At 71.6% G+C, this 12,765-nt stretch carries 12 protein-coding genes and 1 pseudogene; 5 read left to right on the top strand and 8 right to left on the bottom strand.

The window, feature by feature from the left end; all coding sequences use genetic code 11:
• Positions 1-203 precede the first annotated feature (203 nt).
• From bagH to bagA, 5 genes are all read right to left on the bottom strand, one after another.
• Positions 204-1,127: a bagremycin/ferroverdin biosynthesis o-aminophenol oxidase BagH/FevF gene (gene bagH / locus ACFYR0_RS18755; RefSeq protein ID WP_389328773.1), complete on the bottom strand. Its 924-nt coding sequence runs from the start codon at positions 1,125-1,127 to the stop codon at positions 204-206.
• 34 nt (positions 1,128-1,161) lie between these two features.
• Positions 1,162-1,533, bottom strand: coding sequence for a bagremycin/ferroverdin biosynthesis copper chaperon BagZ/FevE (bagZ, locus tag ACFYR0_RS18750; RefSeq protein WP_389328770.1), 372 nt, complete (start codon positions 1,531-1,533; stop codon positions 1,162-1,164).
• A gap of 119 nt (positions 1,534-1,652) precedes the next feature.
• Positions 1,653-3,038 (bottom strand): bagremycin/ferroverdin biosynthesis FAD-dependent oxygenase BagG/FevA2, encoded by a 1,386-nt coding sequence (bagG, locus tag ACFYR0_RS18745; protein ID WP_389328766.1) that lies wholly within the window; start codon positions 3,036-3,038, stop codon positions 1,653-1,655.
• A 310-nt stretch (positions 3,039-3,348) separates the two neighbouring features.
• Positions 3,349-4,677, bottom strand: a complete 1,329-nt coding sequence (gene bagE / locus ACFYR0_RS18740; protein ID WP_389328763.1) for a bagremycin/ferroverdin synthetase BagE/FevW — start codon at positions 4,675-4,677, stop codon at positions 3,349-3,351.
• Positions 4,674-6,272, bottom strand: a complete 1,599-nt coding sequence (gene bagA, locus ACFYR0_RS18735; RefSeq protein ID WP_389328760.1) for a bagremycin/ferroverdin biosynthesis tyrosine ammonia-lyase BagA/FevW — start codon at positions 6,270-6,272, stop codon at positions 4,674-4,676. The genes bagE and bagA overlap by 4 nt, the downstream gene beginning before the upstream one ends.
• Before the next feature lie 158 nt (positions 6,273-6,430).
• On the opposite strand from bagA, the gene bagB reads away from it, so the two are divergent.
• The 4 genes from bagB to bagY all read left to right on the top strand — a co-directional run bounded on the left by bagB (position 6,431) and on the right by bagY (position 9,959).
• Positions 6,431-7,204: a bagremycin/ferroverdin biosynthesis DhnA-type aldolase BagB/FevI gene (gene bagB, locus ACFYR0_RS18730; protein WP_389328757.1), complete on the top strand. Its 774-nt coding sequence runs from the start codon at positions 6,431-6,433 to the stop codon at positions 7,202-7,204.
• Between the two features lie 18 nt (positions 7,205-7,222).
• Positions 7,223-8,329, top strand: a complete 1,107-nt coding sequence (gene bagC, locus ACFYR0_RS18725) for a bagremycin/ferroverdin biosynthesis 3,4-AHBA synthase BagC/FevH (RefSeq protein WP_389328754.1) — start codon at positions 7,223-7,225, stop codon at positions 8,327-8,329.
• 4 nt (positions 8,330-8,333) lie between these two features.
• Positions 8,334-8,696 carry an SAV_915 family protein gene (locus tag ACFYR0_RS18720; RefSeq protein WP_389328751.1) on the top strand — a complete coding sequence of 121 codons (363 nt, stop codon included), beginning with the start codon at positions 8,334-8,336 and terminating at the stop codon, positions 8,694-8,696.
• A 159-nt stretch (positions 8,697-8,855) separates the two neighbouring features.
• A complete protein-coding gene (gene bagY / locus ACFYR0_RS18715; protein ID WP_389328748.1) occupies positions 8,856-9,959 on the top strand; it encodes a LuxR family transcriptional regulator BagY/FevT in 1,104 nt (367 codons plus the stop codon).
• Positions 9,960-10,110: 151 nt separating this feature from the next.
• Here the strand turns inward: bagY and ACFYR0_RS18710 are convergent, their stop codons facing one another.
• A complete protein-coding gene (locus ACFYR0_RS18710) occupies positions 10,111-10,677 on the bottom strand; it encodes a DoxX family protein (protein WP_389328745.1) in 567 nt (188 codons plus the stop codon).
• Between the two features lie 170 nt (positions 10,678-10,847).
• Here ACFYR0_RS18710 and ACFYR0_RS18705 point away from each other — a divergent pair, with 170 nt between their 5' ends.
• The gene (locus ACFYR0_RS18705) at positions 10,848-11,174 is read left to right on the top strand and encodes a nuclear transport factor 2 family protein (RefSeq protein ID WP_389328741.1); all 327 of its coding nucleotides are present in this window, start codon (positions 10,848-10,850) and stop codon (positions 11,172-11,174) included.
• Between the two features lie 333 nt (positions 11,175-11,507).
• Here the strand turns inward: ACFYR0_RS18705 and ACFYR0_RS18700 are convergent.
• Positions 11,508-11,697: pseudogene (locus tag ACFYR0_RS18700) on the bottom strand (3-oxoacyl-ACP reductase); the annotation flags it as partial.
• A 7-nt stretch (positions 11,698-11,704) separates the two neighbouring features.
• On the bottom strand, positions 11,705-12,706 hold the full coding sequence (locus ACFYR0_RS18695; protein WP_389328738.1) for a small ribosomal subunit Rsm22 family protein: 1,002 nt from the start codon (positions 12,704-12,706) through the stop codon (positions 11,705-11,707).
• Between the last annotated feature and the right edge of the window lie 59 nt (positions 12,707-12,765).

Genomic DNA, 12,765 nt, shown 5'->3' with positions numbered 1-12,765 from the left:
GCGGGCCAAGTATTCGGAACGCATATTCGGCGCACATATCCATACCCCCGTGCAGTGATGTGCGAAAGTTGAAGCGCGGGCGATCCAACGCCCGTGACCGCGCCAACAAAGCTGCCATCGGCATTATGGGAATGTCGATGGCAACTTTGGTAGTCGGCGCGGCGAAGCAGGTGCGCAGTATTTCCTGGTCCCCCCGGGAAATATTACTCGTAGCGGTAGAACCTCGTGTGGTCCAGCAGGTCGGCGGGCGTCATCGTGTACCAGGGCGCGAGCTTGGTGTGCAGGGAGGGGACGTCAGGGTGCTCCTCCACCGGCAGGTACTGCGGAACGTCCGGGTGCTGCTGCTGCCAGATCGACCAGGCCCTGTCGAGGAAGCAGTGGTGCATGAAGAAGATGGGGTCGTTGGGCGACCCGATGTACAGCATGTGGCCACCGACCCAGGTGTGGCCGGCGCCGTGCAGCTTGCCGAGGTTGGCCTCGTAGGGGAACTTCGCGTACCCCTCCAGGTGGTTGCGCAGGGACTGGGTCTCGGTCCCGTAGCCGGAGGTGTAGTTGAAGGGCGGGGTGTCGTACGTCGGGATGGCGAGGGTGTCCTCCAGCTCCTTCGCCGTCCCCAGCTCGGGGTTCGTGGTGCCGAAGTCGCGGACGAGGTAGTCACGGTCGTCCGCGGTGTAGTGGCCGTTGAACGCGGGGTGCTCGTCGCCCACCGGGACCACGCTGACGTTGAGCTTCCAGCCGTTGCAGCGGGCGAACGGGCCGGTCATGACCTTGCGGTCGCCGGGCCGGCCGTTGCCGCCCATGAAGTCGTCGGCCCACAGCGGCGAGTCCGGGCTCCGGTCCCTGGTCCAGTCCCAGTAGGGGATGGTGACGGTGGGGTCGAACTGCTGGAGCGCCCGCTCGAGGACCAGCAGGTACTGGCGGTGCCACGGGAACAGGCCCGGGCTCATGTGACCCCAGCGCTTGCCGACGCCGCCGTCCTTGTCCAGGTAGTCGCCCGAGTTGATCTGTATGTGGATCCGGACCAGCTCGTCGTAGACGCCTGTCTCCTTCACCCGCAGCAGCGCGCGGATGAAGCGCCGCTTCTCCCTGGCGGTCATGTCGAGGTGGTTCTTGCGGACGGGAACCATGGGTTTCTTCCTTCTCGGTTCTCTCGCTGCCGGGTCAGGCATGGTGGTGGCCGCCGGACGGCAGCAGGTTCGCGCCGCGCAGTTCGTCGACCGCCTGGCGGCCGGCTGCCAGCGGGGTCGGCTCGAACCGGTAGTGGCACATCGCGCTGAGGTAGGCGCCCTCGCCCAGCTTCATGAGGTGCAGTTCCCTGCCGTCTATGTGCACCTTCTCGGTGCTCTTCGACACGGTGATCGTGCGGCCCCTGTACTGCTCGGTGTAGAGGTCCGCGGACTCCTCGGCCGGCCGCGTCCCGGCCGCGTCGTCGTTCGCGGCGGCCCAGGTGTTGCCCGCGTGGATGACGGCCGCGGGCACCGCCGCGACCGCCGCGGCACCCGCCACGCCCTTCATCACGTCACGTCGTTTCACTCTCGTCCTCCCGATTGACAATCCGCCGAACAGTGGTATGCGACCCGCGCCAGCCTTCCAGGGGGATATATCGACGAGCTATCGCGACGGTGGTGCCGCGGAGATCCGTCAGAAGGGCCCTAGTCCTGGGCCGAACCGGCGGGACGCGGCACGATGTTGTGGTTGAACCGGAAGAGGTTGTCCGGATCGACCTGGGCCTTGATGCCGGCCAGCCGGGCGTAGGTGGCCGGTTCGTAGCCGCTCTCGGTGAGATGCGCGGTGTCGGGACTGGCCAGGAAGTTGAGATAGCGGCGCCCGGTGCTCCACGCCGCCATGCCGTCCACCACCAGCGGGGGCCGGTTGTCGGGGAGGGAGAGGGTCGACAGCGCGAACGCGGCGTCACGGTGGTCGACGGCGTTCGGCACCTCGGGCGGCCGCCCGACCGCGCCACCGAGCTGCCGCAGCTCCACGACCAGGTCGATGCAGTCGGCGCCCGGACCGGCCAGCTCCAGCAGCGCGTCGATCGCCGTGCCGTCCAGCTCGCGCAGCATCGACGAGCGCTCGTTGTAGGGGATCGGCTCGGTCGGGTCGTTGTGGATCTCCCCGCACCTCGTGTACGGCATGTCGGCCAGGGTGTCGAAGACCAGCGGGCCCGACGCGCGCAGCGGCGCGACCAGCTTCTCCCCGTCCTCCGCCGAGCCCAGGTAGGCGATCCGGACGTGGACGGTCAGCGTGCCGCGCAGGAAGGGCGGGATCGCCTCGACGTCCGGCAGCCGCAACAGGGCCAGGGAGGACGTGAGTTCCTCCGGTACGGTCGAAGTCCACGCGCTCCAGGCGTGCAGGACGTCCGAGGCCGCCTCGCCGGCGAAGAAGAGTCCGCCGCCGTACAGCCGCGACACCGGTACGAGGTCGAACTCCAGCGCGGTGACGACACCGAAGTTGCCCTTGCCGCCGCGCACGGCCCAGAAGAGGTCGCTGTCCTGGTCGGCGGTGGCCCGGTGCGACCGGGCGTCGGGGGTGACGATCTCCACGGCGGTGACATGGTCGGCGGCGTAGCCGTACCTGCGGGCCATCAGCCCGAGTCCGCCGCCGAGGGTGTAGCCGATCACCCCGGTGAGCGGGGAGGAGCCGTTCAGCGGGGCGAGGCCGTGCTCGGCGGCCGCCTCGACGACCTCGAACCACTGGGTACCGCCCTCGACCCGGGCGGTCCGCGTGACCGGGTCGACGCTCACGCCCCGCATCCGGCGGGTGCTGATCAGCAGGCCGCCGTCCGCCGCGACGGAGGGGCCGTGGCCGGTGGCCTGGACGGCGACCGGCATCCCGCGGGCGGCGGCGAAGGCCACGGCCTCGCGCACGTCCCCGGCATCGGCCACGACCGCGATCAGCTCCGGGGAGTGCTCGGTGATCTGGTTGAACCCGTTGAGCTCCTGGGCGAAGCCGTCGTCTCCCGGCAGCAGGACCCGTCCGCGGAGCCGTTCGGACAGTTCCGCCGTGTCCGGCCGCACGATGCTCTTGCCTGTGGTCATCCTCAAGTCCTCCCGGACCCCGTTGTTTGTCGGGACGGGAAAACTCTTCCAACCGGGCGGGCCGCATCCCATCCCCCGTTTGAGGAGGATGTGGACGACCGGCCGCCCTCGCTGCCGGCGGACGGCGCGGACGGGACGACGGACAGCACGAGGCCGCGCCCGGCCCGGAGGGGACGAGCGCGTCGAACCTCTTCACGCCGCCGGTCCGGGCCGGCTGTCCCGGGTCCGCCCGGCCGCCCGGCCGGGACCGCGCCACGAGCGCGGCGCGGTCCCACGCCGTGGACCGCGCGACGACCACGATCACCCCGACTCAGCCCCGGACGACGGCCTGCGCCCAGTCCTCGTCGGGCCCGAACAGCTTCCGTGGCTTCATGGCGTCCAACTGCTCCGCCAGCAGCGCGGTCGGCACCAGCGTGCCCTCGGGCACCGCGCCGGCCACACAGGGCACCCCGAGTTCCGCCTCGACGGACGCGGCGAGCGCCATCGCGGCGTCCGCACCGTGCGGGCCGGGCACCTCGATCTCGACGACCAGACGGTCCTGTTCGGCCCTGGCCCGCCAGAACAGCACGCCGTAGGAGGCCGGGAGCCGGTAGACCAGCTCCTCCACCTGGACCTGCCCGACGCGCCGCCCGGCGACCGTGTGGCCCTGGCCGATCCGGCCCATCACCCGCACGGTCGGGAGCTTCCACTCGCACGGGCAGTCCTCGTACCGCAGCTCCACCAGGTCCTCGAGGTTGTAGCGCACCAGCGGCATCGCCTCGCGGTAGAGCGGGGTGATGACCAGCTGCCCGGTGCCCTCGGCGGTGACCTCGCCGGTCTGCGGGTCGTAGATCTCCGGCAGCACCCGGTCGGCCCAGAAGTGCAGCCGGCCGTACGGGCAGTCGCTGCCGAGCGGGCCGACCTCGGTGCAGCCGTACTCCTCGATGACCGGGGCGCCCCAGATCTCCTCGATCCGGCGGCGGCGCGCACCGCTCATCGGCTCGCCCGCCACGTAGAGCGCCCGCAGCGACTTGAAGGAGTCGGCGGGGTGGCCGGCCGCCTTGGCCGCCGCGACCCACATCAGGGCCTCGCTCGGGGTGGACCAGGTCAGCGTCACCTCCAGGTCGCGCAGCACGCGCACGACCCGCGAGTAGGGCACCGCGAGGGAGCGGCAGTCGCCGGGGACGACGGTCGCGCCGCCGCGCATGGCGGCCCAGTGGGCCATGTGCCCGGCGAGCACCAGCCCGTAGGGGATGCGCACCAGCATGGTGTCCCGCGGACCGAGCGGGACGGTCTTGCGCAGGAACCGGTCGGCCAGATCGGTCCACTCCGCCTCGGTGAAGTAGGCGGGGGTGGGGTTGCCGGTGCTGCCGCTGGACTCGTGGTACGTGGCCACGCGTTCCCTGGGCACGCCGAGCATGCCGAAGGGGTAGCTGTCGCGCAGGTCCGACTTCCCGGTGAGCCCCACCTCGGACAGTTCCTGCCCGGGCCGAAGGCGCTTCGCGTAGAACGGCGACCCGAGGGCCTGCCGCAGTGTCGGACCGATCCGTTCCCGCTGGAGTGCCCGCAGTTCGTCGAAGCTCTTCCAGTCGCCGATGGCCGGCAGCGCGCTGGGCGCCGGTCCGGAGCCGGCCGCCTCGGCGTTCGAGGCGAGGGTCACAGGTCGCCTCCCGCCCGCGCGGCCTCGGTGATGGCGCCGGAGGAGATCATCTCCACGACCGCGGCGATGTCGCCGTCCATCTGCCGGTCCTTGGCGGCGAACGGGGCCTCCTTGCGGATGCGCGTGTGCACGGCCCTGGTGCGCGGGCTCATCTCGTCGACGCCGCGCAGCTCGACGGCCTGGCAGGCGGCGAGGAGATGGATGGCCGCGACCTCACGGGTCAGTTCGATCACGTTGCGGGCGTCGCGCGCCGCGATCGGGGCCATGCTGACCTTGTCCTGGTTGTGCGCCTCGGTGGAGCGGGAGAACGTGGAGGCCGGGCCCGCGTGCTTGAGCGCCTCGGCGGTGAGCGACGAGCACGCGATCTGCATGCCCTTGAAGCCGTGCTGGAGCCCGGCCTCGGTGTCGTCGTCGTCCACCCGGGCGATCAGGTTGGGCGTGAGGCCGTTGTTGAACTTCTCGTCGACCAGGAGCGCGAGCTGACGGTCGAGCAGGTCGGCGACCCCGGCGACGGCCGTCTTCAGCGAGTCCATCGCGGTGACCACGTGCCCGCCGTAGAAGTTGCCGCCGCTGTACACGGCGCCCGTGGAGGGGTCGAACAGCGGGTTGTCGCTGGACGAGTTGATCTCCACCGTCATCCAGGTGCGGACCCAGTCCAGCATGTCCCGCAGCACGCCGTTGACGTGCGGGGCGCAGCGCAGCGAGTAGCGGTCCTGGATGCTGCGCGTGAGCTTCTGGTAGTGCCGGCCGTCCAGCGGGTCGTTCAGGTCGACGACCTGGTCGTAGGTCATCGCGAGCTCGGAGCCCTCGAGCAGCGAGTGGATGAGCGCGGCGCTGGCGCCCTGGCCGCCGTGCGGCTTCTCGTCGTGGATGAAGGGCGCGTAGTGGCCCCGGTTGCCGAGCAGGCCCTCGCTGGCCAGCGCGGTGCAGATGTCCGCCACGTCGGCGAGTCCGGCCGCCGCCTCGGTGTTCAGGACGGCGAACGCCGAGCTGAAGGAGGTGCCGTTGATCAGCGCGAGACCGTCCTTGGCCTCCAGCGTCACGGGTTCGAGGCCCAGCTCGGCCAGCACGTCGGCGGCCCGGCGTATCTCGCCGCGGTGGCGCACCTCGCCCTGGCCCGTCAGCGCGTAGGCGAGATAGCAGAGCGGGACGAGGTCGCCGCTGGCTCCGACCGAGCCGCGCTCGGGGATGGTCGGCAGGATGTCGTGCCGGAGGAAGTCCAGCAGCAGGTCCACGACGGGGAGGCTGACGCCGGAGTTGCCCCGGGCCAGGCAGTTCGCGCGGATCAGCAGGGTGGCGCGCACGACCTCGTCGGAGGCCAGCGGACCGGTTCCGTTCAGGTGGTAGCGGATCAGCTCGTTCTGCAGCCGTGCGGTCTTCTCCGGCGATATCTGCCGGTTGACGCTGTCACCGAAGCCCGTCGTCACCCCGTAGATGGGCTTGCCGGTCGCGAGGATCTCCAGCTTCAGGTTCCGGGAGGCGTTCATCGCCGTGAGCGCGTCCTCCGAGACCGTGAAATCCGAACCTTCGCGGGATGCGGCGGCCACGGCCTGACCGATGCTCAGACCGTGCCCGTCAATCTTTATGGTCGTCACTTGTGGACACCTTTCTCGCCGGTTACCCACGAGTCTTGACCGCCGATGTTTCCCGTCGATATCGGAAACGCGCGGCCCGCGATATGTGGACGAGATGCCGAAGAAACCCGCCCTCTTCAGGGTTGGTTCATGACCGGCACGGAGAAATGAGGAATCCCATGATCGCCAATGGCGCGTTCGGTAGGCGACTCCGCCTGCGGCGCCTCTTCCGAAACGATTCCGAACGGCTGCTGATCGTGCCGCTGGACCATTCGGTGAGCCAGGGACCGATCACCGGCGGCGAGGGGCTGGACGCGCTGGTGGGCCGGCTGGCCACCAACCGGGTGGACGCGGTCGTCCTGCACAAGGGCAGTCTCCGGCACGTCGATCCCGCCTGGTTCGCCGGCACCTCGCTCATCGTCCATCTGAGCGCCGGCACCGTGCACGCCCCCGACCCGGACGCCAAGTACCTGGTGGCCGGGGTGGAGGAGAGCCTGCGGCTGGGCGCGGACGCGGTGAGCGTGCACGTCAACCTGGGTTCGGACGGCGAGCAGCGGCAGATATCCGACCTGGCGGCGGTCGCCGACGCCTGCGACCGCTGGAACGTGCCGCTGCTGGCGATGATGTACCCCCGCGGCCCCAGGATCAGCGATCCGCGCGACCCCGCCCTGGTGGCGCACGCGGTGACCCTGGCCGCCGATCTCGGGGCCGACCTGGTGAAGGCCCCGTACGTCGGCTCGGTGACGGAGATGAAGGAGATCACCTCCCGCTCACCCGTCCCGGTCATCACCGTCGGCGGTCCGCGCAACGAGGACGAGAGCCAGGTCCTGGCCCACGTCAGCGAGGCGCTGAGCGCGGGCGTCGCAGGTGTGGCCATGGGCCGCAACGTCTTCGAGGCGCCCGATCCCGGCGTCATGGCCGCGAAGCTGGCCGACCTCATCCACAGTGAGTGACTTCTAGGAGCCCTACGCATGAAGCTCAGTTGGCTGGACATCCGCAACCTCGACGAGGCCCGTGACGCCATCGTCCAGGAGGCGCTGCATCAGCGGATCGACGGCATCGTCGCGGCGGACCCGGCGGCGCTGGAGGGTCTGCCCCCGACCGTGACCAAGGTGCTGTTCCCCCGTGGCAAGGCCCTCCCGGAGGACTTCGGCGAGGCCACCGTGGTCATCGTGGACCCCGACTTCCACAAGATCACCCCCGCCGAGCTGGCGATCAAGCACCCCGGCCTCGAGTTCGGCCGGTTCGTGGAGATCGTCGACGCTAAGACGCTGGAGGACGCCTGCCAGTCGGCGCGCACCGAACAGTGGAGCCTGCTGCTGTTCCGCGACCCCACCAAGATCCCGCTGGAGATCGTCATCGCGGCGTCCGCCTCCTCCCGGGGCAGCCTGATCACGGTGGCGGCCGACGTCGAGGAGGCCGAGATCATCTTCGGTGTGCTCGAGCACGGCTCCGACGGCGTGATGATGGCGCCCCGCAGGGTCGGCGACGCGACCGCCCTGAAGACCGTGGTGAACGCCGAGACCCCCGACCTGGCCCTGACCGAGCTCGAGGTCGTCAGCACCGAGCACGTCGGCATGGGCGAGCGGGCCTGCGTCGACACCTGCACCTACTTCCGCAAGGACGAGGGCATCCTGGTCGGGTCGCACTCCAAGGGCATGATCCTCTGCGTCAGCGAGACCCACCCGCTGCCGTACATGCCGACCCGCCCGTTCCGGGTGAACGCCGGCGCGATCCACTCGTACACGCTGTCCAAGGACGGCCGCACCAACTACCTCAGCGAGCTGAAGGCGGGCAGCAAGATCGTGGCCGCCGACGTGGAGGGCCGCACCCGGCTCGTCACCGTCGGCCGGGTCAAGATCGAGACCAGGCCGCTGATCTCGGTGAACGCGGTCTCCACCGACGGCCGCGAGGTCAACCTGATCCTCCAGGACGACTGGCACGTGCGGGTGCTCGGCCCGGGCGGCAAGGTCCTCAACAGCACCGAGCTCAAGCCCGGTGACAAGGTGCTCGGCTTCCTGCCGACGGAGGACCGGCACGTCGGCTACCCGCTCGACGAGTTCTGCCTCGAGACGTGACGTAGTGGACGCGCTTCTGTTCGTCCCGGTCCGGGCCCACGGCCTCGACGGCGCGCCGGCCGTCGTGCGTACGGCCCGGCCGGGCGCCGGCCAGGAGCGGGTCGGCCTCGCCTTCACCGGCGAGGAACGGCTCCACGCGGCGCTGGGGCCCACCCAGCGGTGGATCCGGCTGTCCCGGCCCGCGCTCCTGGCGCTGCTGCGGCCGCTGGAGATCGAGGAGATCCGTGTCGACCCGCTCTACGTCGGCCCGGAGATGCCGAGGATGCCGGAGGAGGCGGACCTGCCGGCCGTGGACGCCGACGCGGACGGGCCCGTGCTCGCCGGCGTGCCGCGGCACGTCCAGTGGCTGCCGGACGAGGTGTGGTGACGGCCGGCTCCGGCCGCCGTCACCGGCCTCGAACCGCCAAGTAGCGTACGGTGGTAATCAGTTCGAGAAAGGCAGGCCTACCTCAACTTCTCTAGGACCCTTCTGGCGGATCGCCGTGGGAGAGGGACCCTAGGCCACCCCGGAACGGAGTGCCGGAGCATGCCCACCGCCATCGGTCGCGACGAACTCATCTCACGTGCCGGACGTGCCGACAGCCCGCACACGCTGTTCAGCACGCTCGCGACGCAACTGCGCAGGGTGGTCCCGTACGACGCCGCCGTCTGGCGGGCCACGGACCCGGAGACCGGCATGGTCACCTCACCGATCTTCGCGGAGAACGTCGAGGACCACAGCTGCGCCGTGTACTGGCAGTACGAGCTGTTCACGGAGAAGATCAACCTGTTCCGGGACCTCGCGCTGGCGCCGGTGCCGGTGGCGAGCCTGTGGGAGACCACCGGGGGCGAGCCCGAGCGCAGCTCCCTGTACCGGGGCTTCCTGGCGCCGCGCGGGGTGCACGACGAGCTGCGGGCCGTGCTGCGCGTGGACGGCCGGCCGCACGGGTACGTCAGCCTGTTCCGCGAGAAGGGGCGCGCCGAGTTCAAGACCGGGGAGCGCCGGTTCCTGGAGGATCTGGGCACACCGATCGCCCGCCTGCTCAGGGCGTACGCCAAGCAGCGCCCCGAGCCCTCCGGTGACGTTCCGACCGGCACAGGACTGCTCCTGTTCGACGCCAGTGGCGCCCTCGTCTCGGCCAACGACGAGGCGCGGCGCTATCTGGAGGAGATGCCGGAGGGTCCCGCCTCGCTCACCGCGCTCGGCATCCGCGTACCGCTGTGGGCGCACGGCACCGCGATGCGGGCCAGGGCGATCGCGGAGGGGCGCGGCGGCGAGCCCGCGCGGATCAGGATGCGCACCCGCAGCGGCCGCTGGCTGGTGTGCCACGGGTCCTGTCTGCGGGAGGCCGACGGACGGGTGGGCGTCTCCGCGGTGATCATCGAACGCGCGCCGGTCTCCGACGTCACGCCGCTCGTCGTGCAGGCCTACGAGCTGTCGGAGCGCGAGCTCGAGGTCACCCAGCGGGTGGCGCGCGGCCTGTCCACCCGGGGCATCTCCGAGGAGCTCCACCTGTCGCCGCACACCGTGCGCGACCACATCAAGGCGATCTTCGAGAAGCTCGGCGTGACCAGCCGCGGCGAGCTGGTGGGCCAGTTGTTCACCGAGTACTACGACCCCATGGGCCCGGCCTCCACCGGCAGGCCGTAGTCGCGAGGGATGTTCCCCGGCCCGTCGGCCGAAGGAGGGCCCTCCGGGCCGGCTGATCCGGCACGTGGCCCCGGGGGCTCGGCCCCGTCGGCCGACGGAGGCGTCCGTCGGCCCGGGCGGGGCCACGTCCCTGCTCCCCGAGCGGCGTCCCCTACTCCCCGAGCAGCGCTTCCTGCTCGTCGAACAGGGCCTGCTGCTCGGCCTGTTCGTCCTTGCTGAGCTGCCTGTTGCGGGTGCCGACCACCACCGCGGTGGCCGCGGCCGTCGCGGCGAGGGCCGCGGGGACCATCCAGCCGCGGTCGAAGACATGGCCGAGGGCGTGGTCGAGGGAGAGGCGGCCGGGACCCGTGATCGCGAGGCCGGTGGCGGCCAGGCCCAGGGTGGCCGCGTACTCGTAGCCGCCGGACTGGTTGAAGAAGCCGTTGGGGGCGTGCACCGCCGCGGCTCCCGTCATCGCGCCGGCCGCCGCCGCGCCCGCGGCCGGGGTGGCCAGGCCCAGCATCAGCGCCGCGCCGCCGCCCGCCTCGGCGAGTCCGGCCGCCCGCGCGCTGGCCTTGCCCGGCCGGTAGCCGACGGACTCCATGAACTGGCCCGTGCCCTCGATGCCGTGGCCGCCGAACCAGCCGAACAGCTTCTGCGCGCCGTGCGCGGCGAGCACGCCGCCCGTGGCCAGCCGGAGCAGCAGCAGGCCCAGATCACGTCGTTCGTAACAGGTCACGATGACTCCAGAAGAGAGACGTCCCCCGCTGTGCGTGTCGTCCTCCACCGTCGCACCGGGACCCCTCGGCGGCCGTGCCCGTACGGCCGTTCGGGTGGCGGTCGGCCCGGTGACGGGGGCGGCCGCGTACTCCGGTGGCGGGGCCGTGGGGCCGGTGTGAGGCTGACCGCATGACGATTCAGACCGCCAAGCTCAGCGACCCGGCCGTCCGCGCCTTCGTCGCCGCCGTCAACGCGCACGACCGCCGGCGGTTCATGGACCTGATGACGCCCGACGCGACCATGTCCGACGACGGTTCCGACCGGGACCTCACCGACTGGATCGACCGGGAGATCTTCTCCTCGCACGGCCACATGGACGTGGACCGGGAGATGAACAACGGCCGTGACCTGCTCGCCGGCTACCGCAACGACACCTGGGGCGAGATGCGCACCCGCTGGCACTTCGAGGTGTCCGAGGACGGCAGGATCTCCCGCTTCGAGACCGGCCAGGCCTGATCCGCGAGGATCAGCTGGTCATGCGGCAGCCGTTCCACGTGCCGGTGCGTACCCCGTCGTCCCGGACGGGGTCCACCCCCACCCGGCGCCGTGGAACGGCTGCCGCCTCCCCCCTCGGGTTGGCCGGAATCACAGAGCCTCAAGTGTGAAGCTCTTGTGTAGGAGAGTTGAGCATAAGCCTCCTACCGGCCGCAATAGGGCGGAGTTTCAAAATCCGGTTGGGCAATTCCCCGGGCGGGCAAGGCCCGTGGGCGCCGAACCGCGACCGCGCTCGGCCGGCAGGGCGTACGGCGAAGGTCCCGCCCGCCCCGCCGCGCGCGCCCCGGGCCGTCCTCAGCCGCGGCCGACGTACGGCATCGCCGTGGCCGGCACCGTCGCGAACCGGACGTTCGCCGCGAGCGGCAGCCCCGCCATGTGCCGTACCGTGCGCGCCACGTCGGCCACGTCCATCACGGGGTTCGGGCGCCACGCGCCCGTCGGCCCGGAGCGCACCCGTCTGCGTGCGGACCGTCATGTCCGTCGCCGGCGGGTCAGTCCGCCGGGGGCCAGGCGTCGCCCCACTCCGCGTCGCGGGCCGCCTTGTAGAGGTCGCCGTGGCGCTTGGTGACCGTCGTACGGCGCAGGTGCTCGTCGGCCTCGCACAGGTCGAGGAGCACCTGCCCCTTGCGGATCTGCGGCCGGCGTACGACCCGGGCGGGCGCGGGGGAGACGGGGGAGCCGTCGGCGGGCGGGCGCGTCGCCGCGACGTAGGCGAACTTCTCGTCCTCGTACGGCAGCGAGCCGCCCTTGACCTGCCGGTGCAGCGAGGAGCGGCTGACCCGCGCCGCGAAGTGGCACCAGTCCTCGCCCGGCACGATCGGGCAGGCCGCGCTGTGCGGACAGGGCGCGGCGACGCGGAAACCGGCGGCGATCAGCCGGTCCCGGGCCTCGATGACCCGGGCGTAGCCGTCCGGGGTGCCCGGCTCGACGATCACCACGGCCCGAGCGGCGGCCGCGGCGCTGTCCACGAGGGCCCGGCGGTCGGCCTCGGCGAGCTCGTTGAGGACGTAGGAGACGGTGACGAGGTCGGTGCTCTCCAGGGTGGGCGCCGCCCCGATCCGCGAGCGCCGCCACCGTACGCCGGCCAGCGCCGGGTTGGCCGCCGCGATCTCCCGGCCCAGGGCCAGCGCGGGCTCCGCCCAGTCCAGCACGGTCACCTCGCGCGGCCCGTCCCAGGTCGCGCTCACCGCCCAGGTCGCGGCGCCCGTCCCGCCGCCGACGTCCACCTGGCTGCCCGGCACCCAGCCGGGCACGGCCCGCGCGAACGCCTCCAGCGCCGCCGACACCGCCTCGAAGGTGGCCGGCATCCGGTACGCGGCGTACGCCGCCACGTCCGCCCGGTCCCGCAGGATCGGGGCGTCGGTGGGGGTGGCCCCCCGGTAGTTGGCGATCAGCCGCTCGACCGCCTGCGCGGCCTGCCGGGGCGGCAGACCGTCGAGCAGCCCGGCGAGAGCGGCGCGCAGGGTTTCGGCGGGGCTTACGGGGGCGTTCACCCCGCGATTCTCTCAGCTCCGGCGGGCCCCTTCGCCGCGGCCGCCGTCGCCCCCTTCGG

The organism is Streptomyces sp. NPDC005017, from assembly GCF_042873115.1.
Taxonomy (GTDB): domain Bacteria; phylum Actinomycetota; class Actinomycetes; order Streptomycetales; family Streptomycetaceae; genus Streptomyces.
This window is presented reverse-complemented; position numbering and strand designations above follow the sequence as displayed.